Annotated in this window: 17 protein-coding genes; 12 read left to right on the top strand and 5 right to left on the bottom strand. The window is 69.8% G+C overall.

Annotated elements, in window-relative coordinates:
* The first annotated feature begins 9 nt into the window (after window positions 1–9).
* The 11 genes from WC555_RS03665 to WC555_RS03615 all read left to right on the top strand — a co-directional run bounded on the left by WC555_RS03665 (window position 10) and on the right by WC555_RS03615 (window position 16,542).
* Window positions 10–1,419, top strand: a complete 1,410-nt coding sequence (locus WC555_RS03665; RefSeq protein ID WP_373251219.1) for an RsmB/NOP family class I SAM-dependent RNA methyltransferase — start codon at window positions 10–12, stop codon at window positions 1,417–1,419.
* Window positions 1,416–2,063: a 5'-methylthioadenosine/S-adenosylhomocysteine nucleosidase gene (locus tag WC555_RS03660; protein WP_373251217.1), complete on the top strand. Its 648-nt coding sequence runs from the start codon at window positions 1,416–1,418 to the stop codon at window positions 2,061–2,063. The genes WC555_RS03665 and WC555_RS03660 overlap by 4 nt, the downstream gene beginning before the upstream one ends.
* Window positions 2,060–3,622, top strand: a complete 1,563-nt coding sequence (guaA, locus tag WC555_RS03655) for a glutamine-hydrolyzing GMP synthase (protein WP_373251215.1) — start codon at window positions 2,060–2,062, stop codon at window positions 3,620–3,622. Before WC555_RS03660 ends, guaA begins: the two co-directional genes overlap by 4 nt.
* A 58-nt stretch (window positions 3,623–3,680) precedes the next feature.
* The gene (locus WC555_RS03650) at window positions 3,681–5,501 is read left to right on the top strand and encodes a PLP-dependent aminotransferase family protein (RefSeq protein WP_373251214.1); all 1,821 of its coding nucleotides are present in this window, start codon (window positions 3,681–3,683) and stop codon (window positions 5,499–5,501) included.
* Between the two features lie 139 nt (window positions 5,502–5,640).
* Window positions 5,641–6,525 carry a carbon-nitrogen hydrolase family protein gene (locus tag WC555_RS03645; RefSeq protein WP_373251212.1) on the top strand — a complete coding sequence of 295 codons (885 nt, stop codon included), beginning with the start codon at window positions 5,641–5,643 and terminating at the stop codon, window positions 6,523–6,525.
* Window positions 6,526–6,601: 76 nt separating this feature from the next.
* Complete coding sequence (locus WC555_RS03640; RefSeq protein WP_373251211.1) at window positions 6,602–8,950, top strand: TonB-dependent receptor; 2,349 nt, start codon at window positions 6,602–6,604, stop codon at window positions 8,948–8,950.
* Window positions 8,951–8,957: 7 nt separating this feature from the next.
* Window positions 8,958–10,340 (top strand): sulfotransferase, encoded by a 1,383-nt coding sequence (locus WC555_RS03635; RefSeq protein WP_373251209.1) that lies wholly within the window; start codon window positions 8,958–8,960, stop codon window positions 10,338–10,340.
* Complete coding sequence (locus WC555_RS03630; RefSeq protein ID WP_373251208.1) at window positions 10,340–12,511, top strand: hypothetical protein; 2,172 nt, start codon at window positions 10,340–10,342, stop codon at window positions 12,509–12,511. The genes WC555_RS03635 and WC555_RS03630 overlap by 1 nt, the downstream gene beginning before the upstream one ends.
* Window positions 12,508–13,704, top strand: coding sequence for a hypothetical protein (locus tag WC555_RS03625; RefSeq protein ID WP_373251206.1), 1,197 nt, complete (start codon window positions 12,508–12,510; stop codon window positions 13,702–13,704). Before WC555_RS03630 ends, WC555_RS03625 begins: the two co-directional genes overlap by 4 nt.
* A 64-nt stretch (window positions 13,705–13,768) precedes the next feature.
* Window positions 13,769–15,052, top strand: a complete 1,284-nt coding sequence (gene gabT / locus WC555_RS03620; protein WP_373251204.1) for a 4-aminobutyrate--2-oxoglutarate transaminase — start codon at window positions 13,769–13,771, stop codon at window positions 15,050–15,052.
* Window positions 15,049–16,542: an NAD-dependent succinate-semialdehyde dehydrogenase gene (locus WC555_RS03615; protein WP_373251202.1), complete on the top strand. Its 1,494-nt coding sequence runs from the start codon at window positions 15,049–15,051 to the stop codon at window positions 16,540–16,542. Before gabT ends, WC555_RS03615 begins: the two co-directional genes overlap by 4 nt.
* 13 nt (window positions 16,543–16,555) lie before the next feature.
* Here WC555_RS03615 and WC555_RS03610 read toward each other — a convergent pair whose 3' ends face one another.
* Window positions 16,556–17,905, bottom strand: coding sequence for a ferric reductase-like transmembrane domain-containing protein (locus WC555_RS03610; RefSeq protein WP_373251200.1), 1,350 nt, complete (start codon window positions 17,903–17,905; stop codon window positions 16,556–16,558).
* A 402-nt stretch (window positions 17,906–18,307) separates the two neighbouring features.
* On the opposite strand from WC555_RS03610, the gene WC555_RS03605 reads away from it, so the two are divergent.
* A complete protein-coding gene (locus WC555_RS03605; protein WP_373251199.1) occupies window positions 18,308–19,819 on the top strand; it encodes an acetyl-CoA hydrolase/transferase family protein in 1,512 nt (503 codons plus the stop codon).
* 52 nt (window positions 19,820–19,871) lie between these two features.
* Here WC555_RS03605 and WC555_RS03600 read toward each other — a convergent pair whose 3' ends face one another.
* From WC555_RS03600 to cydB, 4 genes are all read right to left on the bottom strand, one after another.
* Window positions 19,872–20,522, bottom strand: coding sequence for an OmpW family protein (locus WC555_RS03600; RefSeq protein WP_373251198.1), 651 nt, complete (start codon window positions 20,520–20,522; stop codon window positions 19,872–19,874).
* A gap of 122 nt (window positions 20,523–20,644) precedes the next feature.
* The gene (gene hemN / locus WC555_RS03595) at window positions 20,645–22,027 is read right to left on the bottom strand and encodes an oxygen-independent coproporphyrinogen III oxidase (protein ID WP_373251196.1); all 1,383 of its coding nucleotides are present in this window, start codon (window positions 22,025–22,027) and stop codon (window positions 20,645–20,647) included.
* On the bottom strand, window positions 22,017–22,154 hold the full coding sequence (gene cydX, locus WC555_RS03590; RefSeq protein WP_373251195.1) for a cytochrome bd-I oxidase subunit CydX: 138 nt from the start codon (window positions 22,152–22,154) through the stop codon (window positions 22,017–22,019). Before cydX ends, hemN begins: the two co-directional genes overlap by 11 nt.
* A gap of 20 nt (window positions 22,155–22,174) precedes the next feature.
* The gene (gene cydB, locus WC555_RS03585) at window positions 22,175–23,323 is read right to left on the bottom strand and encodes a cytochrome d ubiquinol oxidase subunit II (protein WP_373251193.1); all 1,149 of its coding nucleotides are present in this window, start codon (window positions 23,321–23,323) and stop codon (window positions 22,175–22,177) included.
* Window positions 23,324–23,331: the final 8 nt, after the last annotated feature.

Genomic DNA, 23,331 nt, shown 5'->3' with positions numbered 1-23,331 from the left:
AAGCCTGACTTGACCCCAGCAGCCCGCCTGGCCTCCGCCGCCTCCGTTCTCGACAGCATCGCCCAGGGCCGCGCGCCCGCCGATGTCGTGCTCAAGGCCTGGGGCGCCGCCAATCGCTATGCGGGGTCCAAGGACCGCCGCGCCGTCGCCGAGCGGGTCTATGAGGTGCTGCGTTCGCGCGGCCGTCTGGTCCGCGCCATGGGCGGCCGCGAGGACGGGCGCGCGCTGGTGATCGGCTCGCTGGCCTTCCTCGACGGCCTGACGCTGGAGGAGATCGAGGCCCTGCACGCGGGCGACGGCTACGGCCCGCGTCCGCTGTCGAAACAGGAGCGCGCCCGCATCGAGGCCGGGGAGGGCGACCTGCCCGACTGGGCCGCCGCCGGCCTGCCCGAGTTCGTGGCCGAGGACCTGAAGACGACCTTCGGCGATCGCTGGAGCGAGGAGGCCGTCGCCCTGATGGCCCGCGCGCCCGTCGATCTGCGCGTCAACACCGCCCGGACCACGGTCGAGGCCGCCCGCGCTGAACTGACCGCCGGCGGCCTGACGCCCAAACCGACGCCCTGGTCGGCCGTCGGCCTGCGCCTGCCGTCAGAGCCGGCGCCGAACGTTCAGGCCCTGAAGGCCTTCAACGCCGGCGAGGTCGAAATCCAGGATGAAGGCAGCCAGATCGTGGCCTGGCTGGCCGGATCGGGCCTGAACTTCACGCCGGACAGCATCGTCGTCGACTATTGCGCCGGCGGCGGCGGCAAGACCCTGGCCCTTGCGGTGCAAGGCCTGCCCGACGCTGATGCAGCCAAGGTCTCCGCCCCCCGGCCCGCCGGCTGGTCGCCGACCGGGGCGGACGAGGAGAGCGCCGCCAGGACCGCGCCGCGCGCCGCCGGCCTGCGCCTCATCGCCTGCGACGTGGTGCAGAAGCGACTCGACAACATCCGTCCCCGTCTCGAGCGCGCCGGCGTCGCCGCCGATCTGCGCATGCTGGGTCCGAACGGCGGCGGGGTCGAGGAGTTCAACGGCAAGGCCGATCTCGTCTTCGTCGACGCCCCCTGCAGCGGCTCCGGGGCCTGGCGCCGCCGGCCCGAGGACGCCTGGCGTCTGAAGGCCGACGAGGTCGAACGGCTGCACGCCCTGCAGCTGCGCATCCTCGCCCAGGCCGCCCCGCTGGTGAAGCCTGGCGGCCGGCTGGCCTATGTCACCTGCTCGATCCTGACGCGCGAGAACGAGGCCGTCGCCGACGCGTTCGAGGCGACGCACGCCGGCTTCCGCCCCTTGCCGATCGCGGATGCGCTGGCCGCCGCCGCCCTGACCGACGCCGCTCGCGGCCGTCTGGCCGAGGCGTCCACGGGCGGCCGGCTGCGCCTGTCGCCGGCCTCGACCGGCACGGACGGCTTCTTCGTCGCCCTCTACGAGCGGCGGGCGTGAGCCGGGACTGGACCCTTTCCAGCTTCGGTCCGAAGACCGCCCTCTGCGTCATGGCCGCCGAGCCTGAATACGGCCCGGCGCTTCGCGCCCGCATCCGCCCCCTGATCACCGGCGTCGGCCCTGTCGAGGCCGCCGCCGGCGTCGCCCACGCCCTGGCCCTGCTGCAGGCCGAGAGCGCCCTGCCGGACCTGGTCGTCTCGCTGGGATCGGCCGGCTCGCGCACCCTCGATCACGCCCGCGTCTATCGCGTCGTCTCGGTCAGTTATCGCGACATGGACGCCAGCGCCCTCGGCTTTCCCAAGGGCGAGACGCCGTTCCCGCGCCTGCCCGCCGTCCTGCCGCTGACCGAGGGTCCCGCCGCCCTGCCGACGGCCCGGCTGGCCAGTGGGGCCAGCGTCGTCTCGGGCGCCGCCTACGACGCCGTCGACGCCGACATGGTCGATATGGAGACCTTCGCCATCGTCCGCGCCGCCGCCCGTTTCGGCGTGCCGGTGATGGGTCTGCGCGGGGTCTCGGACGGCCGCTCGGACCTGTCCGCCCTCGAACACTGGACCGACGCCCTCGCCGAGGTCGATCAGGCGCTGGCCGAGGCCCTCGACCTGATGCATGACCATTTCACGCCCGCCGCCACGGAGTTCGCATGACCGCCCCCGCTGATCACCAGAAGGTCCTGATCGTCGACTTCGGAAGCCAGGTCACCCAGCTGATCGCGCGGCGCCTGCGCGAGGCCAACGTCTATTGCGAGATCCATCCCTTCGACAAGGCCGAGGCGGTGGTCGACGAAATGAAGCCGCAGGCCATCATCCTGTCCGGCGGCCCGGCCAGCGTGCTGGAGCCGGACAGCCCGCGCATCGGCCGCAAGCTGTTCGACCTCGGCCTGCCGATGCTGGCCATCTGCTACGGCCAGCAGTTGTTGTGCGACGTGCTCGGCGGCAAGGTCGAGGGCGGTCATCACCGCGAGTTCGGACGCGCCGAGATCGTCATCGCCGACGAGACGCCCCTGTTCGCGGGCATCGGCGCCGTCGACCATCGCGAGCCGGTATGGATGAGCCACGGCGACCGCGTCGCGGCCATCCCCGAGGGCTTCAAGGTCATCGCCACCTCGGCCGGGGCGCCGTTCGCGGCCATCGCCGACGAGGCGCGCCGGATCTACGCTGTCCAGTTCCATCCCGAGGTCCACCACACGCCGCGCGGGACCGAAATCTATCGCAACTTCCTGTTCGGCATCGCCGGACTGAAGGGCGACTGGACCATGGCCGCCTATCGCGACGAGAAGATCGCGCAGATCCGGGAACAGGTCGGCGACGCGAAGGTGATCTGCGGCCTGTCCGGCGGCGTGGACTCGTCGGTCGCCGCGGTGCTGATCCACGAGGCCATCGGCGACCAGCTGACCTGCGTCTTCGTCGACACCGGCCTGCTGCGCAAGGACGAGGCCGAACAGGTCACCACCCTGTTCCGCGAGCACTATAACATCCCCCTGGTGCACGTTGATGCGTCGAAGGAATTTCTCGGAGAATTGGCCGGCGTCTCGGACCCCGAAACCAAGCGCAAGATCATCGGCCGGGTCTTCATCGAGATCTTCGACCGCGAGGCCCACAAGGTCGAGGGCGCCGAATTCCTCGCCCAGGGCACCCTCTATCCCGACGTGATCGAGAGCGTCTCGGCCTCGGGCGGTCCGTCCGCCGTGATCAAGAGCCACCACAATGTCGGCGGCCTGCCGGACTTCATGAAGCTGAAGCTGGTCGAGCCGCTGCGCGAACTGTTCAAGGACGAGGTCCGCGCCCTGGGCCGCGAGCTGGGCCTGACCGACGCCTTCGTCGGCCGCCACCCCTTCCCGGGGCCCGGCCTGGCCATCCGCATCCCCGGCGAGACCACGCCCGAGGCGGTCGAGACCCTGCAACAGGCCGACGCCATCTATCTGGAGGAGATCCGCAAGGCGGGCCTCTACGACAGCATCTGGCAGGCCTTCGCCGTCCTGCTGCCGGTCAAGACCGTCGGCGTCATGGGCGACGCCCGCACCTATGAGAAGGTTCTCGCCCTGCGCGCGGTGACCTCGACCGACGGCATGACGGCCGACTTCTTCGAATTCCCGTGGGATGTGCTGGGCCGCTGCGCCACCCGCATCGTCAACGAGGTGCGAGGGGTCAACCGGGTCGTTTATGATGTGACGTCCAAGCCGCCGGGCACCATCGAGTGGGAGTGAGGGGCGCCATCTGACGCCGCGGCTGGACACAAGCGTTCGCACCAAGCGAAGATCGCGCATGTCGTCCCCGCTTTTCTTCCTGGATCCCGGCAGCGACCTGAGCCTCCAGGACCAGGTGCGGCGCAAGCTGGTCGACGCCGCCTGCGCCGGCGCCTTTCCGCCGGGGCGTCGCCTGCCTTCTTCGCGGGCCCTGGCCGCCCAGCTGAACATCGCTCGCAACACCGTGACGCTGGCCTATCAGAAGCTGGTCGACGAGGGTCTCTTCATCAGCCGCGAGCGGAGCGGCGTCTATGTCGACCACGACATGCTGCGCGGTCGCACCGCCGTGGAGTCGGTGGCCGGCGGCCGGGAGCCGGTTCCGTCGTCCCGCTGGAAGGACCGGTTCAAGACCGGGGAGGGTGACGACCCCGCCGCCCGCCGGGCGCCCAACTGGCGCCAGTATCCCTTTCCCTTCATCGATGGTTTGTTCGACGCCTCGTTGTTCCCGGTGGCGGAATGGCGCGAGGCCAGCCGTCAGGCCCTGACGGTCGGCGACATCGGCCAGTGGTCCATGGACAGCGGCGACGCCGACGATCCGATGCTGATCGAGGAGATCCGCACCAAGGTGCTGCCGCGACGCGGCATCCAGGCCCGGCCGGACCAAATCCTGATCACCGTCGGCGCCCAGCAGGCGCTGGCGCTGGTCAGCCAGATGCTGATCGACCGGGGCAGCACGGTCGCCGTCGAGAATCCCGGCTATCCCGACATGCGCCGGCTGGTCGCCGACCGCGGGGCCAGGCTCGTCTTCCAGCCGGTGGATGACGAGGGGCTGGTGGTCGACCGCCGGCTCGACGACTGCGATCTGGTCTATGTGACGCCCAGCCACCAGTTCCCGACCGGGGTGATGATGACCCAGGCGCGCCGCGAGGCCTTGCTGAAGAAGGCGGCGGCCCGGGACATGGTCATCATCGAGGATGATTTCGCCTGCGAGACCAACTACCTCGATCAGGCCTGTCCGGCGCTGCGCAGCCTCGATCGCGATGACCGGGTGATCTATGTCGCCGGCCTCTCCAAGGTGCTGGGGCCGGGCCTGCGGCTGGGCTTCATCGTGGCCTCGGCGGAGGTGATCGCCGAAGCCCGGCGGCTGCGCCATCTCGCGGTGCGACACCCGCCCCTGAACAACCAGCGGACCGCGGCGCATTTCCTGGCCATGGGTCACTACGACGCGACCATGATGCGGCTGGGGCGGCTGTTCCGCGAGCGGCGCACGGCGCTGCGCGACGCCCTCAACCACTACCTGCAGCAGTCGGTCGCCATCGCCCCGCTGCGCGGCGGCGCGACCTACTGGGTGCGCGGCCCGGACCACCTCGATGTCGAGGAATTCGCGGCCCAGGCCGAGCGGCGCGGCGTGCTGATCGAACCGGTTGGTCCCTATTTCGCCGACGGCAAGGGACCGCGGAACATCTTCCGCCTGGGGGTCACCAGCCTGCCGATCGACCGGATCCGCGAGGGTGTGGCCGTGCTCGCAGACCTGATGCGCGATCTCCCGGTCGCCGCCCGGACCTTTCCCTATTCCGCCGAACAGCGCCTTGCCGGCGAAGCGCTGCAGGCGGCGATGTCGGGTTCCGTCCTGCTGTGCAAGACCGTCTACGGCGACCCCTGCACCATCGAGCTCCTGCCGGACGGGCAGATGATCGGCCGGGCGGGCTATGCGAACGAGGACTGCGACGTGGGCCGCTGGTGGGTCGAGGGTGATGTCTGGCGGCGGCAATGGACGCGCTGGTCCTATGGCGAGACCTCCAGTCTGAGGACCGTCATCGTCGGCGATCGGATCGGCTGGTTCGACGCGGGCGATCGACTGCTGGACTCGGCCGTCATCCGGCGCGCGGAGCCGGAATGAGGCTGGCGCCAGATTGCGCATCCCGCCCGCTCTGAGCCAAAACTGGCGCCATCGACGCGCCGTCACTGGCGCTATGTGACGACCGCCGTCGCCGTCACTCTCCTGTCACAAGGTCTCGGGACCTGGATCGGGAGACGACATGCGGCCATTTGGTATCGCCGGCCTGCAGCTTCAGCTGGCCAAGGGCGACAACAGTGAGCGGATCACCGCCGAGGTCGTGGCCGTGAAGGCGCGCATGCCCTGGGTGGAGATGGTCGTGCTGGGGGAACTGGCGTTGTTCGGCGCCTCCACGGCCGACGCCCAGCCGATGCCGGGCGACGCCGAAGCGAAGATGTGCGAGGCGGCGCGGGCGGCGGGGGTGTGGCTGATCCCCGGCACCCTGTTCGAGCAGGACGGCGACCGCATCTACAACACCGCCCCGATCATCGATCCCACCGGTCGGGTGGTGGACCGCTACCGCAAGATCTATCCGTTCCGGCCCTACGAGCAGGGCGTCTCGAGCGGGGACCGTTTCGTGGTCTTCGATGTGCCCGACGTCGGGCGCTTCGGCCTGTCGATCTGCTACGATATGTGGTTCCCGGAAACCATCCGGACCCTCGCCTGGATGGGGGCCGAGGTGATCCTCCATCCCGGCATGACCAACACCATCGACCGCGAGACTGAGCTCGCCATCTGCCGCGCCAGCGCGGCGACCAACCAGGTCTATTTCGTCGATGTCAATGTCGCCGGACCGCTGGGCGTAGGACTGTCGGGCGTGTTCGGCCCCGGCGGCGAGGTCATCCACCAGGCCGGTTCCGGCCATGAGGTGATGGCCTTTGAGCTCGACCTGGATCAGGTGACCCGGGTTCGCGAGCGGGGCTGGCAGGGTCTCGGGCAGCCGCTGAAGAGCCTGCGGGACACGCCGATCGTGTTCCCGCCCTATGCGGAAGGTTTCTCGGCCTCGCCGGCGTTCGCCGGATTGGGGTCGTTGGAAAAGCCCCTGGTCGAAAGGACGGAGAGGCCGGAACCCGGGGGCGGGGTCTAGGACGCGGCCCTGGCGCGCCGACTGCGCCAGACAGCGAAAACACAGCAGAGCCTGTGTTCAAGGAGGGGGTTGCAGCATGAACAAGTCATACCTTAGAGGCGCCGCGTCGATGGGCGTCCTGATACTGGCTCTGGCCGCGCATGGCGCGGTCATGGCCCAGGAGAGTCAGCAGACCGAGTTGGACGACGTCGTGGTCACCGCCACCCGGCGCGAGCAGAGCGTCCTTGACGTCCCTTACAATATCTCGGCCGTGTCGGGCGAGGCGATCGAGGACGCCAAGATGACCGACGCCGCCGAGCTGATGCGCGGCATTCCGGGCGTCTCGGTGGTCGATCGCGGCTACCGCAATTCCGGCGTGCTCAACAACGTCCTGATGCGCGGCATCAACGTCGACAGCAATGCGCTCGGCGACTACGCCGTCTCCAGCGTCGCGCCGGTCTCGACCTACATCAACGACACCCCGGTGTTCGCCGGCTTCCTGCTCAAGGATCTGGAACGCGTCGAAATCCTGCGCGGGCCGCAGGGCACCCTCTACGGCTCGGGATCGCTGGGCGGCACCGTTCGCTACATCACCCGCGCGCCGAAGCTCGGCGTCTTCGAGGGCGCGGCCAACGTGACCGGCAGCAACGTCGAAGGCTCCGACAGCATCGGCTGGGGCGCGGACCTGACCCTGAACGTCCCGCTGGGCGATACCCTCGCCTTCCGCGCGACGGTCACGCGGCTCGACTATCCGGGCCTCACCGACTACGTGAATCTCTATGTGCTCGACGGGACGGGCGCGCCGGCCGCACCCGGCGGAATCCTGTCGCCGAACGCCTCCTACCGCAGTCAGGAGGACGCCGACACGGTCGATATCTGGTTCGGCCGGGCGGCCCTGCGCTGGGTCCCCAATGAGTGGTTCGACGCCACCGCCACCTACGCCCGGCAGTCGGACGAGATCGGTGGTCGGCGCCAGGTGACCCGCGGCGTCGACGGCTTCGGCAACGCATACGGCGACTACGAAAACGGCTCGGTCCAGCTTGAGCCGTCCTCCCGGGACGTGAGCCTGGGCAGCCTGGAAATGAACGTCGATCTGGGCTTCGCCACGCTGACCTCCTCGACCTCGCACTACGAGCACGAGGGCGACAGCGTCAGCGAGAATACGGGCTTCTACGCCAAGGCCGGCTTCCTCAGCTTCTACTATAATTATCCGCGGCCGATGGCCTCGGCGGTGCGCAGCTATTCGGACGAAGCGACCATCCAGGAGGTCCGGCTGGTTTCCGAGACCGGCGGCGATTTCGACTATGTGGTCGGGGCCTTCTACAACGACAACACCCTGATCGTGAGCCAGGACAGCTATCTGCGCGGCTTCAAGCGCTGGTGGGATCTCCTGACTGGCTTCCCGTCGGCCGTGTCCGGGGATCGGGACTTCATCTATCGCCGCCATGAAGAGTTCACCGACAAGGCGATCTTCGGCGAACTGACCTGGCGCGCCACCGACACCCTGGCCCTGACCGGCGGCGTCCGCTGGTTCGAGAACGAGGCGGTCAACAACACCTTCATCGACGTGCCGCTCTACACGTCCCTGAGCCAGCCGGTGACGGCGACGTTCCGCTCTTCGGAGAGCAAGGCGCTGTTCAAGGCCAACCTGTCCTGGGCCTTCGCCGACGACGGGCTGTTCTATGCAACGGTGTCCGAAGGGTACCGCCGCGGCGGCTCCAACGCCGTGCCGCTGACCGGCAATTTCGCCGAGGACCCGCGCTGGCAGGTCTACACCTCGGACTCGGTCGTAAACTACGAGGCCGGCGTCAAGGGCCGCCTCGGCTCCATCACCTATGACGCCGCCCTGTTCTATGTCGACTGGGAGGACATCCAGCTCAACACGGCCACGCCCGCCTGGGGCTTCTACGTGGTCCAGAACGGCGGCAAGGCCCGCACCTACGGGCTCGAGACCGCCATCGATGGCCGGCCGACCGACGCCCTGCACTACAGCCTCGGCTACACCTACACCAACGCCCGGCTGAGCGAGAACGTGGTCAGTCCGCTTGGCACGATCCTGGCCCTCGACGGCGCCAGCCTGCCCGGCACGCCCGAGCACGCGATCACCGTGGCGGCGGACTACACCTGGCGGCTGGGGGGCGATATCAACCTGGTCGCCCGGACCAGCGGCTTCTACCAGTCGGGCACCCGCAACGCGATCGGCGGGCCGACCTTCAACACGCCGCTTTCGGGCTTCCAGATCTGGAACACCTCGGCCACCCTGGCCCGGGGGCCGTGGGCCGCGACCCTGTTCGTGAAGAACATCTTCAACGAAGCGGGCGTGACCGGCGAGTTCACCGAGGCCTACATGGGCACGGCGCCCGCGGCGGGCTACTACGGCAACGGATCGAAGGAATTCATCTCGCTGCCGCGGACCATCGGCCTGTCGCTCGACTACAGCTTCTAGGACGGACATGGCCAGCCTGGCGGTGGAAGACGATGCAAGGGCGGCGCTGGGCGGGGTCTCCTCGCTCATCCGCGACGGCCGCATCGGCGAAGCCCTCTCCAGGCTGGCCGTGATCGAGGCGGGGGCGGGTGACGACGCCCGCCTTCTGCAACATCTGGGCGAGCACTACACCCACTGCGGAAAGCCCGAGGCCGCCGCCCGCTGCTACCGGCGGGCGGCCGGCCTGACGCCTGGCGATCCCCGCTGTCTCTACAATCTCTCCGCGGCGTTGATCGCGCTCGGGCAGATGGCCGAGGCGGAGGCGCTGCTGGATCGGGTCATCGCGCTGGATCCTCACGACGCCGACGCCTGGCAGAACCGCTCGACGCTTCGTCGCCAGACCCCCGACGCCAACCACGTCGCGGGCCTGCTCGAGGCCGTGGAACAGGTCCGGTCCGGTCCCGCCGAGGTCGCGCTCAGCTACGCCCTGGCCAAGGAACTGGAAGATCTGGGCGGCCCGGACCACAGCTTCGCCTGGCTCAAGCGCGGCGCCGACCGGCGGCGCAGCCTGCTCAGCTACCGCGTCGAGGCGGATGTGGCGGCCATGGCCGAGATCGCCCGGGTGTTCGACGCATCCCTGTTCGAGCGCCCGGCCGCGGGCTGCCCGGAGACCGGTCCGGTCTTCGTCCTCGGCCTGCCACGCAGCGGCACCACCCTCGTCGACCGTATCATCAGCTCGCACAGCGGCGTCGAAAGCCTGGGCGAGATCAATGATTTCGCGCTCGCCCTGACGCGCCTGGCGGGGGCCGCGGGCGGCAAGGGCGAGCTGATCCGCCGATCTGCCGATCTCGACCCGGCCGCGCTGGGCCGGGCCTATCTGGACAGCGTCGCCGGCTACGGTCGGGCCCGGCCGATGTTCATCGACAAGACCCCGGTCAACTTCCTCTATATCGGCCTGATCGCCCGGGCCTTGCCGAACGCCCGGATCGTTCACCTGCGTCGCCATCCGCTCGACAGCGGCTATGCGCTTTACAAGACGCTGTTCCGGATGGGTTGCCCCTATTCCTACGATCTGGAGGATCTGGCGGCCTATATGCTGGCGCATCGCCGCCTGATGAACCACTGGCGCGGGGTGGCGCCGGGCCGGATTCTGGACGTCGACTACGAGGCGCTGGTCGCCGATCAGGAAACCGTCAGTCGACGGATCATCGACCATTGCGGTCTCGACTGGCAGGACGCTTGCCTGACCTTCCACGAAAACACCGCGCCGGCCGCCACCGCCAGCGCGGCCCAGGTTCGCCAGCCGATCCATGCCCGATCCGTCGGCCTGTGGCGGCGGTACGCCGACCAGCTCGAGCCTCTCGCCGCGGCGTTGAGAGCGGGCGGCGTCGATCCGATGGAGCTGGTCTGATGCGCAGTATCTGGCCCGGGGGCGTCGTCCTGACGACGGCCCTGACCCTCGCGACCTCCGCCCTGTCGGCGCCGATCTTCGTCGATGATTTCCAGGACGGCCAGGCGGACGGATGGGGCGCGGCCGGCGCCGGCGATGTGCGCCTGACGACCTGGCAGGACAATGTGTCGCTCAGGCTGACCGGCGCGGCCACCGCCACGACGTCCGTCTCGACCGTCGGCTACGGGCAGGTGACGATCGCGGCCTCGCTGGCGGCCCTGTCGCTGGGGCGGAACGACGCCTGCGTCGCGGAAGTCTCCACCGATCGGGGCGCGACGTGGCGCGAGGTCGTCTCGGTCCGCGCCGGCGCCGATGACGGCGTCACCCTGCACCGGGGCGAACTCGCGCCGGCCGGGGCCGATGACATTCCTCGCCTCCTGCTGCGCTTCAGGGCCGCCGGCGGTCCTGGCGCCATGTGCTGGGGCGACGGGGTTACGGTCACGGGCCAGCCCCTCGCCGCAACGGCCGCCGGGACTGCGGCCAGAACCGATCTGACCTTCGACAGCCTGACGACCGGAACCGGTTTCGCCGCCCCGGTCGACCTGTCCGCCTTCGCCCCGCCGCCTGCCGCCGGGGCGCCGACGGGACGGCTCGAGGGGCGGCTGACCCTCGACGTTTCCGAGGTCGTGCTGAACCTCACGGTGCTGAAGGACGAGACCGCCGACACGGCCGCCGCCCGCGCCGCGCGCGCCACCCTGCCGGCCTTCGATTTCGCTTTCGTCCAGGAGGGGGCCGCCCTGATTCCGCTGCAGCGCGGTCCCGTGGCCGCGATGCATTCCGAATGGGAGTGGGTGCTGGAACCCGGCCTGGTCTGGCGGGAGGAGGGCGACCACGGCGGGCTGCGGGCCGCCGTGCCCTTCGCCCTGGCGGAGCGCAACGCCAACTGCCTGCACAACGGCGTGCTGACCTTCCTGTTTCAGCCCGACGGCGTGGTGTCATGGGTCGCCCTGGAAGTCGCCTCGGAGACCTGCGCCTATCTGAAGTTCGACGCCTGGGGCATGGTCCCCGCGCGTTTCGCGCCGGGCGCCGTGGCCGGGAGCGAGACGGCGGCGACCGCCTGGCGCGAGGAGGTTGCGGCCCGGCTGCCGGTGCGGCCCGTCGCCGACCTCGCCCGCCTGTATCCGGGCGTGGATCCCGGGCGGCTCGACCTGATGACTCCGGCCGACGGCGATCCGGCCTCGGCCTGGGGTCTGGTCGTGGACGGCGTGCACTACGCCGGGCCCTGTCGGACCCGCCATGGCGACCATCCCTTCTGCGAGGTCCTGGCCCTGCCGTCCTACTCCACCGCCAAGTCGATCGTCGGCGGGGTCGGGCTGATGCGGCTTGAGGCGCTATATCCCGGAACCGCCGCCGCCCTGATCCGCGATCACGTTCCGGCCTGCGCGCGGGGCGACGCCTGGGCCGGGGTGACGCTCGGCCACGCCGCCGACATGGCCACGGGAATCTACGGATCGACGACCTTCGAGGCGGACGAGAACGCCCCGTCCATCCAGGCCTTCTTCGAAGCCCCCGATCACGCCGCCAAGGTCGCCTACGCCTGTGGCGAACACCGGCGGCGAACGGGACCGGGGCGCACCTTCGTCTATCATACGACCGACACCTATCTGCTGGGCGTCGCCATGGCCGACATCCTCAAGGACCGGACGGGGGGCGATCTCTACGCCGACCTCGTCGCGCCGCTGTGGCGGTCGCTGAGCCTCAGCCCGACCATCCTGGAGACGCGCCGGACCGCCGACGCCGTGCGCCAGCCCTTCACCGGCTGGGGCCTGACCTATCACAGCGACGATATCGTCCGCATCGCCGGGTGGCTTGAGGACGGGGCGCGGGTGGAGGGACGTCCGGCGCTGGACACGGCCATGCTCAAGGCGGCCCTGCAGCGCGATCCGGTCCCGGCCGGCCTGCCCGGCGGCGGCCCCGACTACCGCTACAAGACCGGCTTCTGGGCCCGGAACCTGGCCGGGCCGCTCGGCTGCGACCAGCCGCTCTGGACGCCCTTCATGTCCGGATACGGCGGCATCTCGGTGGTCATGCTGCCGGGTGATGTGACCTTCTACTATTTCGGCGACAGCGGGATCTTCGACTGGTCCCCGGCCGCGGTCGAGGCCGCGAAGATCAAGGGACTGTGCCGATGACCGACAATGTTCCGGCCACCGCGCCGCCGCGCCGCGGCCTGCCGCACATTCCCGAGGACAGCCTTCTGGCCAGCGTCCTGCTGTCCTTCCTGGCCACCGCCGGCCTGTTCTATGTGAACATCATGGCCGCCCTGGTCGACGGCCTGATCGGCGGCGCCGGCCTGACGTCAAAGCAGGCGGGGCTGGTCGTCTCGGCCAATGTCTACGGCGCGGCTGTGGGCGCGCTGGTCGCGGTCTTCATCATCCGCCGCCTGCCCTGGCGACCGACCGCCCTCTCGGTGCTGTGCGGTCTGATCGTCGTCGATCTGATCTCGACCCTGATCAAGGCGCCGGAGCTGCTGATCGGGTTACGGTTCTTCCACGGCCTGATGGGCGGCCTGCTGGTCGGGGTGGCCTTCGCCGTCATCGCGCGGACGAAGACGCCGGATCGCACCTTCGGCATGCTGCTGGTGGTCCAGTTCGGACTGGGCGGGCTCGGCCTGATGTTCCTGCCCCGGCTGGTGCCGGTGTTCGGGCATGGCGTGCTGTTCCTGGCGCTGGCCGCCTTCAGCGCCGTGACCCTGGCCATGACGCCGTTCCTGGGCGTCTACGCCCCCCGGCCGGCGCCTTCGCCGCTGGCCGCCCGGGCGGTGACCCGCTGGGTCCCGCTGATCCTCGCCTTCGCCGCGATCTTCCTGTTCCAGGCCGCGAACATGGGTCTGGCCGCCTATATCATCGGGCTGGGAAAGACCGCGGGTCTGGGGCTCGGATTGATCACCGGCACCCTGGGCGCGGCCAACTGGATCGGCGCCCTGGGCTCGATGCTGGTCGTGCTGATCGGGGTCAGGTTCGGCCGCTTCTGGCCCCTGATGGCGGGGCTCGCCCTGACCCTGGGCGGGACTTGGGCTTTCCATTTCAGCGGCCTGCCGTGGATTTTCCTGGTCGCCAACATCGGGACGGCCGTCACCTGGGCCTTCGTCATCCCCTATCTGCTGGGCATGTGCGCCGCCTTCGACACGGTCGGCCAGATGGCGGCGCTGGGCGGCTTCTTCTCCAAGATGGGCCTGGCGTCCGGCCCCGCCCTGGCGGCCTTCGTCGTCGCCGGCGGGCAGTACGACGGCCTGATCAATCTGGCCGTGGCCGGTCTGCTGCTCAGCGGCATGGCCTCGATCGCCCCGGCTCTGGCGCTGGACCGACAGCGTCCACCAGCCTGATCCCCACCCTCAACGCGGTCCGTAACGACCGCCCCTTGTCCTACGCCTGACGGAGCTGACGCCCATGTCCACCAATGCTGACCTGCACACCCGTCGCCTGGCCGCCGTGCCGCGCGGAGTCGCCACCGCCACCCGGATCTTCGCCGCCCGCGCCGAGAACGCCGAGCTGTGGGATGTCGAGGGCCGGCGCTATGTCGATTTCGCCGGCGGCATCGCCGTGCTCAACACCGGCCACCGTCATCCCCGGGTGCTGGAGGCCGTGCGGGCGCAGCTCGACGCCTACACTCACACCGCCTTCCAGGTGGTCGCCTATGAGCCCTATGTGGAACTGGCCGAACGGCTGAACGCGCTGGCTCCCTTCGACGGACCGGCCAAGACCATCCTCTTCACCACCGGCGCCGAGGCGGTGGAAAACGCCGTGAAGATGGCCCGGGCCGCCACCGGCCGCTCCGCGGTCATCGCCTTCACCGGCGGCTTTCACGGCCGGACCCTGCTGACCATGGCCATGACCGGCAAGGTGGCGCCCTACAAGCGGTTGTTCGGCCCGCTGCCCGGCGAGGTGTTCCACGCCCCGTTCCCGGTTCCGCAGTACGGCGTCACCGTCGAGGACAGCCTGCGGGCGCTCGACTTCCTGTTCCGCGCCGACGTCGAGCCCGAACGGGTGGCGGCGATCATCATCGAACCGGTGCAGGGCGAGGGCGGCTTCCAGCCGGCCCCGCCGGAACTGCTGCGGGCCCTGCGCGAGATCTGCGACCGGCATGGAATCCTGCTGATCTCGGACGAGGTGCAGGCCGGCTTCGCCCGCACCGGCAAGATGTTCGGCATCGAGCACAGCGGGGTGCAGCCGGACATGATCACCGTGGCCAAGTCGCTGGCCGGCGGCTTCCCCCTGTCGGGGGTCATCGGCCGGGCGGCGATCATGGACGCGGCCGAGCCGGGCGGCCTGGGCGGCACCTATGCCGGCCCGCCGATCGCCTGCGCCGCCGCCCTGGCGGTGCTGGATGTGATCGCGGACGAGAAGCTGATGGCCCGGGCCGACGCCCAGGGTGAGCGGATCAAGGGCCGGCTGCAGGCCATGAGCCGGCGCAACGATCTGGTTCCCGTCACCGCCATTCGCGGTCCCGGCGCGATGGTCGGCTTCGACATCGTCCGGACGCACGGCGGCGGCGAGCCTGACGGCGCCGAGGCCAAGGCGGTGACCGTGCGCGCGCTCGAGAAGGGACTTATCCTCCTGTCCTGCGGCGTCTACGGCGAGACCATTCGCCTGTTGGCGCCCCTGACGACGCCCGACTCCGTCCTCGACGAAGGGCTGGATATCCTGGAAGCCTCGCTGGAGCGCCTGTCTTGACTCATCCGCATGATCCGGCCGAGCGCGCGCGCCTGGCCCTCAAACGCCCCGACCTGCTGCGCGAAGCGGCCTGGATCAACGGCGCCTGGGTGACCGGCGAGACGCTGATCGAGGTCACCAATCCGGCCACCGGCAAGGTGCTGGGCGTCGTCCCGGCGCTCGGCGAGGCGGAGACGCAGGACGCGGTGGCCGCCGCCGCCGCGGCCTTCCCGGCCTGGGCGGCGCGTTCGGCCCGGGAGCGGTCGCAGATCCTGCGCCGCTGGTACGAGCTGGTCATGGCCCATCGCGACGACCTCGCCCGGCTGATGACGGCCGAACAGGGCAAACCCCTGGCCGAGGCCCAGGGCGAGGTGGCCTATGCCGCCGGCTTCATCGAATGGTTCGGCGAGGAGGCTCGCCGGGCCTATGGCGAGGTGATCCCAGGACACCAGGCCGACAAGCGGATCGTAGTGCTGAAACAGCCGGTCGGCGTCGTCGCAGCGGTCACGCCGTGGAATTTCCCGGCCGCGATGATCACCCGCAAGGTCGCCCCGGCCCTGGCCGCCGGCTGCACCGTGGTGCTCAAGCCGTCCGAACTGACGCCGTTCTCGGCCCTGGCCCTGGCCGTGCTGGGCGAGGAGGCGGGGCTGCCGGCCGGGGTGTTCAACATCGTCACCGGCCCGCCGGCGCCCATCGGAACCGTGCTGACCACCGATCCGCGGATCGCCAAATTCACCTTCACCGGCTCGACCCCGGTGGGCAAGATGCTGGCCGCCGCCTGCATGGGCACGGTCAAGCGGGTGTCGCTGGAGCTGGGCGGCAATGCGCCCTTCATCGTCTTCGACGACGCCGATCTCGACGCGGCCGTGGAGGGGGCGATCGCCTCGAAATTCCGCAACACCGGCCAGACCTGCGTCTGCGCCAACCGGCTGCTGGTCCAGTCGGGGATCCATGACGCCTTCGCCGCCCGGCTGGTGGCGCGGGTCGAGGCCCTGCGGGTCGGCGACGGCCTGGACGGCCCGACCGATCAGGGGCCGCTGATCAACGCCGCCGCCGTGGCCAAGGTTGAGGCGCACATCGCCGACGCCCTCGCGGGCGGGGCGGCCGTCATGACCGGCGGCGCGCGGCGCGGCGACCGCGGAACCTGGTTCGCGCCGACGGTGCTGCGCGATGTGGCGCCGGCGGCGCTGCTGAACCGGGAAGAGACCTTCGGGCCCGTCGCGGGCCTGGTGCGGTTCGAGACCGAGGCCGAGGTCCTGGCCATGGCCAACGACACCCGCGCGGGTCTGGCCTCCTACGTCTTCACCCGTGACCTCGATCGCGCCTGGCGGATGGGGGAGGGGCTCCAGTACGGAATGGTCGGCCTGAACACCGGCCTGATCTCCACCGAGGTGGCCCCGTTCGGCGGAATCAAGGAATCGGGCCTCGGCCGCGAGGGCTCGCACTTCGGCCTGGACGAGTATCTGGAACTGAAGATGATGTGCCTGGGCCTGCAGTCTCCGAAATCCTGACCGCCGCGCCGCCTCACCGCATCTCGAAGAGCTCCTGATGGAACCGGCGGGGCGGGAGCCCCGCCGCCGTCATGCTGCTCCGCAGGCTGTCGGCGAAGGCCGACGGACCGCAGAACCAGACGTCCGCCTCCGACCAGTGGGGCGCCCAGGCCTGCAGGGTCTCCAGCGTCAGGAAACCTTCCCTGGCCGACTCCAGCAGCCGGAAGCGAACGCCGGCGCGCTCGGCCAGGGTCCGGACGTGGCTGATGAACGCCGCGTCCGGCGCCGCGGTGGAGTAGATCAGGTCAACCGGTTCGGGAGACGGCGTCTCGGCCAACGCCTCTAGGCGCGCGACAAAGGGCGTGATCCCGACGCCGCCGGCGATCCACAGCTGGCGCGTTGCGTCGCCGCCCTGGAAGTCGAAGCAGCCGTACGGGCCCTCTATGGCGACGCCCTGGCCCACGCGCAGAAGGCCGGGCAGCGCGCGCGTGTAGTCGCCGAGACCTTTGATGCTGAACACCAGCTTGCCGTCGCCGCGCCACGCCGACGAGGCGGTGAACGGGTGCGCGCCCTCCGGGTCGTCGAAGTCGAGGAAGGCGAACTGGCCGGCCTTGTGGCCGGGCCAGGCGGTCTCGAGATCGACGCCGACATCGAGGACCGCGTTGCCGTCATAGGCGTGCAGGCTGGAAATCCGGCCGGTGGCGCGGCGGGCATGGCCAATTCGCCGAACCAGCGCGACGCCCGCGGCCAGGCCGCCCGCAGCCATGAGCAGACCCGTCAGCACGCCGGCCGGTCCTGTCCACCAGGCGCCCGGCATCATCACGACGGAGTGGAAGACCAGCACCAGGAACAGCGGCGCCATCAGTCGGTGCGTCTTGAGAAACAGGTGATAGGGAAAGCGTCGCCAGAGCGCGAGAACGATGAGCGCCACCAGGATGTAGAAACCCCATTCGCCGAGCTCCGCGGCCGGATCCCTGAGGCTTTGCATCAAGCTTTCGCCGGCCCCCGGTCCGGCCCCGGCCTCCGGCCCCCCGGACCGGCGCGCCGGCCGCTCCAGCCAGCCCCAGCCCATCGCCCATCGCGGCCCCACCTCAAGCAGCCAGTGGACGACAGCGGCGGTCAGGCCGCCGATGCCCAGCCATTTGTGCAGCCGGTAGAATTTGTCGAGCCCGCCGAGCAGGCGTTCCACCTGGACAGGACGGGCTGCGAGGAGCACCGCGGCCGACATCATGCCGATCGCCAGTACGCCGGTGAACGGGATGAGCAGGCTGCGCGCCTGCCAGAAGGTCGTGGGAAAGCCGCCTGTCGCGACGCTGGCCAGCCAGGCTCCCGAAAGACCCACGACCAGCAGCGCGAATGCGACCCGTATCCGGACGAGGTTCATGGGTGGCTCCGTGTGACGGATTCTTCTGCGCCGGGGGCGCGTGGCCCGCGATGACCCAGATCAAACGGCCGGCGCCGCCCTGGCCGCGCTGCGGCGCGCCGTCGATCACAGGCTCCAGCTTAGACTCAGGCCGAAGCTGCGTGCTGGCCGGCGCCGTCGCCGAGCGCAGATCGGCCAGGGACGGGCGGGTGATGGTGCGAGCAACCGATCGCGACAGCGGCGTTGGCGGGCCTCGCTCCCTACAACGCCGGCGAAGCGCCGGACCTCAGCGCGAGCGGCGCCGGACCGGTCCGACGATGCCCGCGACGATCCGTTCAAGCCGCGGACCGGCGATATTGACCTGGGTCATGGCCAGACGGCAGCCGGCTCGCCTATAAGCCGACCGGGCGATTGAAGGCTGACATGACACGGATTAAATCGACCGCCCATCGGCGAAAGCTGATGACCGCCGAGGCGGCGGCTGCGCTGATCGCGCCGGGTACGACCGTGGGCCTGAGCGGCTTTACGGGCTCCGGCTATCCCAAGTCGGTCCCGCTGGCGCTCGCCGCCCGCATCGAAGGGGCTCATGCGCAAGGCGATCCCTTCCGGGTGAAGATCTGGACCGGCGCCTCGACGGGCCCCGAGCTGGACGGCGCCCTGGCCAAGGCCGATGGCATCGAATTCCGGCTGCCGTACAACTCGGATCCCATTGCGCGCGAGAAGATCAATCGCGGCGAGATGGAGTATTTCGACATGCACCTCAGCCAGGTGGCCCCGGTCGCCTGGCAGGGCTTCCTCGGTCCGCTGGACACGGCGGTGGTCGAGGTGTCCGGCATTCGCGAGGACGGGTCTCTGATTCCGTCCTCCTCGGTCGGCAACAACAAGACCTGGCTCGACCGGGCCGACCAGGTGATCCTCGAGGTCAACCGCTGGCAGAACCCGGCGCTTGAGGGCATGCACGACATCTACTACGGCACGGCCCTGCCGCCGAACCGTCGTCCGATCCCCCTGGTCCGTTCCGACGACCGGATCGGCGAACCTGGATTTCGCTGCGACCCGGACCGGATCGTCGCCATCGTCGAAACCGACGCGCCCGACCGGAACGCGCCCTTCACGCCGCCGGGCGCCGCGGACATCGCCATCGCCGGCCATCTGCTGGAGTTCTTCAGGCACGAGGTCGCCAAGGGCCGGCTGCCGCCGTCCCTGCTGCCGCTGCAGTCCGGCGTGGGCAACACCGCCAACGCGGTTCTGGGCGGCCTGGGGGAGGGGCCCTTCCACGACATGACCGCCTTCACCGAGGTGATCCAGGACGGCATGCTGCATCTCCTGGAATCGGGCCGGCTGCTCTCGGCCTCGGCGACCGCCTTCTCCCTCAGTCCCGACGCCGCCCAGGACCTCAACGCCCGGATGGACGCGTTCCACGACCGGATCATCCTGCGGCCGCAGGAGATCAGCAATCATCCGGAGCTGATCCGCCGCCTCGGCTGCATCGCCATGAACGGGATGATCGAGGCCGACATCTTCGGCAGCGTCAACTCCACCCACATCATGGGTTCGCGCATCCAGAACGGCATCGGCGGCTCGGGTGATTTCGCCCGCAACGCCTACATCTCGATCTTCATGGCGGCCTCGACGGCCAAGGGCGGGCGCATCTCGACCATCGTGCCCCACGCCTCCCACACCGATCACATCCCGCAGGATGTGCAGGTGATCGTCACCGAACAGGGCCTCGCCGATCTCCGCGGTTTGTCGCCGAAACAGCGGGCGACGCTGGTGATCGGGAACTGCGCCCACCCCGACTATCGGCCCGCGCTGGAGGACTACTACGCCCGGGCGCGCAAGGATTCTTACGGCCAGCAGTCGCCCATGCTGCTGCAGGAGGCGCTGTCCTGGCATGACCGCTTTGTCCGCACCGGCTCCATGATGCCCGAATGACAAGACGGCGGTCCTGCAAGGACCGCCGCCTTTTCAGAGTCGATGCGCCGGATCAGAATTTCCGGCCGATACCCACCGACACGACCCACGGATCCAGATCGACATCGCTCTTCAGCGCCCCGCCGTTGACCGTCGCGTCGGTGTTGAACCACACCTTCTTGACGTCGAGGTTCAGGCTCCAGGGGCCCTGCAGGCCGATGTCGGCGCCGACCTGGGCGGCGTAGCCGAACCCGTCGTCGAGATCCACGGTGAAGCCGTTCTTGTCGTCGCCGCCGTAGAACAGCATGGCGTTGACCCCGGCGCCGACGTAGGGGCTGAAGCGTCCCTCGGTCAGCGGCCGATACTGGAGGGTGACCACCGGCGGCAGGACCCAGGTCTCGTGCACGACCACATCGGTGGCCCCGCCCTGGGCCCGGATCTCGTGCCGGGTCGTGCCCAGGATGGCCTCGACCGCCCAGTGATCGGTGATGAAATAGGTGAAGCCCAGGGTCGGCATGATGCTGTCGCCGACGTCGACGTTGAGGCCGGTGGCGGCTCCGGCGGCGGTGACGATCGCATCGTCAGTCGTCGGCGCGACATCGGTGATGCGCCCCGTGATCAGCCAGTCGCCAGCCTGCGGCGCCTGCCAGGCGTCCTGGGCCTGGGCGGTCCCCGCCAGGGCGAGGAGGCCCAGGGCGGCGAGAGAGACGGTCTTGAGAGTCATGGTCTTGTCCCCGACGATTCCCGACCGCGAATTCGGCCGTCGAAAGCGTCGGAGGCCTTGTGCGGCCACGCCTGGTCGCGGGCCTTGATCCAGAGCAAAGGGCCGGGCCCTGCGACAATGAGTCAGACCACGCGGGCGTGGCGGCCTTCCGCCGGCCGGACCGTGGGGTCCCAGGCGGCGCAAACGACGCGTGCGAACGGGCGGCCCGCGTCGGTTATCCGCACCCTCGCTCCATGCTGGACGATCAGGCCGTCGGCCTCGAGGCGGTCGAGGGCGGGCCAGGCGAAGGCGGTGTCGCGGACGTCGGCGCCGAGGCGCCTCGCCACCGCCTCCACATCCACAGTGAAGTCGCACATCATCTGTTCGATGATCGCGGCCAGAAAGGCGTCCCGGTCTGTAATCGGCACGCCCCGCGTCGCCGGAAGGCCGCCGGCCTCGACCGCGGCGCGCCAGTCCCGTTCCTGGGAGGGGTTCTGCACATAGCCCTGGCGGAACCGGCTGATCGAGGAGACGCCCAGCCCGATGAGGGCTTCGGCGCGGTCGGTGGTGTAGCCCTGGAAATTCCGGTGCAGGCGGCCGGAATCCGCGGCCCGGGCCAGGGCGTCGTGGGGCAGGGCGAAATGGTCGAGGCCGATCACGCGCCAGCCGTGGGCGACCAGGAAACGCTCGGCCGCACGGCTCTGGTCGAAGCGGGCGCGCGCATCGGGAAGCGTCGCGCTGTCGATCAGCTTCTGGTGCGGTTTCATCCATGGGACATGGGCGTAGCCGAACAGGGCCACCCGATCGGGGCGCAGGGTGACGATCTGGTCCAGCGTCGTCAGCACCTCCTCGACGCCCTGCAGCGGCAGGCCGTACATCAGGTCCAGGTTGAGCGACCGGACGCCCGCTCCTCGCAGGCCCTCGGCCGCGCGCCGGATGGTGTCGAAGGACTCCGGCCGGTTCACCGCCGCCTGCACGCGCGGCGACAGATCCTGCACGCCCAGGCTGGCGCGGGTCATGCCGACGCGGCCGGCGGCGGCGATCCAGTCCTCGGTGAGAACTTCCGGGTCCAGCTCCGCGGCGATCTCCTCGACCTCCGCAAGGTCGAAGCGCGACGACAGACCGGCCATGAGCCGCTCGAGATCGTCGGGCGACAGCATGTTGGGCGTGCCACCGCCGAGATGAAGGAAGCTGACCGGCAGCCTGCGCCCGGCCGCGGCGGCCACGCGTTCGGCCTCGACCAGAAGCAGATCGACATAGCTCGCGATCAGCGCCGGACGGTTCATCGCCCGGGTGTTGCAGCCGCAGTACCAGCACAGCCGCTTGCAGAACGGGATGTGCAGGTACAGCGAAACGGGGAGACCGTCCGGCAGGCTCGAGAGCCAGCGGGCGCGGTCGTCCGGCCCGACCGCGGGCGTGAACTGCGCCGCGGTCGGATAGCTGGTGTACCGCGGCGCGTTGACGTCGTAGCGGGCGATCAGTTCGTCGACCGTCAGGCTGACGGCGGGTCGGGCTTCAGTCTGCATCGGCGGGCGAGGGGATGGAGGCGCCCTCATCCCCTTCATCGAACAGCTGGAACTCATGCCAGACGCCGTTGAGGACACCGAACAGGACCGCCAGGCCAAGGCCGAGAATCCAGGCGAAATACCACATGGTCGTTTTCCTTGGTCTGATCAGTAGAGGTCGGGATTGGTGCGCAGGGCGGCGGTGCTCGAACGGCCCCACAGCACCCGGTAGACCCAGGCGGTGTAGGCGAGGACCATCGGCAGGAAGATCACCGTCACGACCAGCATGATGAACAGGGTCGTGTGGCTGGACGACGCGTTCCAGACCGTCAGGCTGGACTGCGCATCCACGGAGCTGGGCAGGATGAAGGGGAACATCGACAGCCCCACCGTGGAGATGATCCCGATCGCCGAAACCGACGATCCGGCCAGCGACAGGGGCTCCGATCGACGCAGCAGCCCGACGAGGGCCGCCAGCGCCCCGACGAAGCCGAGCACGGGCGCCGTGATCATCCAGGGGTAGCGCGAATAGTTCGCCAGCCAGGCGCCGGGCTGGGCCTCGACCGCGGTGCGCATCGGATTGGACGCTCCACCCGGATCGATCGCGCCGGTGATGGCGAAGCCCAGCGGCCCGAAGGCGACGAACAGGCCGCCCGCCGCGAACAGGACGAGACCCAGCACGGCGGCGATGATTCCGATGGTCCGCGCCCGGGCCTGGATCGGACCGCGCTCGGCCTTCACGCCCAGCCAGGCGGCGCCGTGCAGGACCAGCATGGTCACCGACAACAGGCCGCAGATCAGGCTGAACGGCGTGAACAGGCCCAGAAGCGAGCCTTCGTAGAAGGAGCGCAGATCGTTATCGAGACGGAAGGGCGCGCCCAGCAGGACATTGCCGACGGCGACGCCGAACACCAGGGCCGGGACGAAGCCGCCGACGAACAGGGCCCAGTCCCAGAAGCTGCGCCAGGCCCGCGACGGCCGCTTGGAGCGGTATTTGAACGCGACGGGCCTGAGGATCAGGGCCGCCAGCACCAGGAACATCGCCAGGTAGAAGCCCGAGAAGCTGACGGCGTAGACCAGCGGCCAGGCGGCGAAGATGGCGCCCCCGCCGAGGACGAACCAGACCTGGTTGCCCTCCCAGGTCGCGCCGACGGTGTTGATCACCATCCGACGCTCCTCGTCCGTGCGGGCGACGAAGGGCAGCAGGGCGCCGACGCCGAGGTCGAAGCCGTCGGTCAGGGCGAAGCCGATCAGCAGCACGCCCAGCAGACCCCACCAGATCAGGCGGAGCGTTTCATAGTCGAGAGGCAGTTCCATCTGAGTCT

Origin of the sequence: Brevundimonas sp. (genome assembly GCF_041648615.1) — a bacterium.
GTDB lineage: Bacteria > Pseudomonadota > Alphaproteobacteria > Caulobacterales > Caulobacteraceae > Brevundimonas.
Note: the sequence above shows the minus strand (reverse complement) of the source record. Positions and strands in the feature narration are given on the sequence as shown.

Excerpts from the sequence above, each read along its gene's own strand:
- guaA (WP_373251215.1), top strand. The coding sequence starts at position 2,060 with ATGACCGCCCCCGCTGATCACCAGAAGGTCCTGATCGTCGACTTCGGA.
- WC555_RS03650 (WP_373251214.1), top strand. The coding sequence starts at position 3,681 with ATGTCGTCCCCGCTTTTCTTCCTGGATCCCGGCAGCGACCTGAGCCTC.
- WC555_RS03645 (WP_373251212.1), top strand. The coding sequence starts at position 5,641 with ATGCGGCCATTTGGTATCGCCGGCCTGCAGCTTCAGCTGGCCAAGGGC.
- WC555_RS03640 (WP_373251211.1), top strand. The coding sequence starts at position 6,602 with ATGAACAAGTCATACCTTAGAGGCGCCGCGTCGATGGGCGTCCTGATA.
- WC555_RS03635 (WP_373251209.1), top strand. The coding sequence starts at position 8,958 with ATGGCCAGCCTGGCGGTGGAAGACGATGCAAGGGCGGCGCTGGGCGGG.
- WC555_RS03630 (WP_373251208.1), top strand. The coding sequence starts at position 10,340 with ATGCGCAGTATCTGGCCCGGGGGCGTCGTCCTGACGACGGCCCTGACC.
- WC555_RS03625 (WP_373251206.1), top strand. The coding sequence starts at position 12,508 with ATGACCGACAATGTTCCGGCCACCGCGCCGCCGCGCCGCGGCCTGCCG.
- gabT (WP_373251204.1), top strand. The coding sequence starts at position 13,769 with ATGTCCACCAATGCTGACCTGCACACCCGTCGCCTGGCCGCCGTGCCG.
- WC555_RS03610 (WP_373251200.1), bottom strand. The coding sequence starts at position 17,905 with ATGAACCTCGTCCGGATACGGGTCGCATTCGCGCTGCTGGTCGTGGGT.
- WC555_RS03605 (WP_373251199.1), top strand. The coding sequence starts at position 18,308 with ATGACACGGATTAAATCGACCGCCCATCGGCGAAAGCTGATGACCGCC.
- WC555_RS03600 (WP_373251198.1), bottom strand. The coding sequence starts at position 20,522 with ATGACTCTCAAGACCGTCTCTCTCGCCGCCCTGGGCCTCCTCGCCCTG.
- hemN (WP_373251196.1), bottom strand. The coding sequence starts at position 22,027 with ATGCAGACTGAAGCCCGACCCGCCGTCAGCCTGACGGTCGACGAACTG.
- cydX (WP_373251195.1), bottom strand. The coding sequence starts at position 22,154 with ATGTGGTATTTCGCCTGGATTCTCGGCCTTGGCCTGGCGGTCCTGTTC.
- cydB (WP_373251193.1), bottom strand. The coding sequence starts at position 23,323 with ATGGAACTGCCTCTCGACTATGAAACGCTCCGCCTGATCTGGTGGGGT.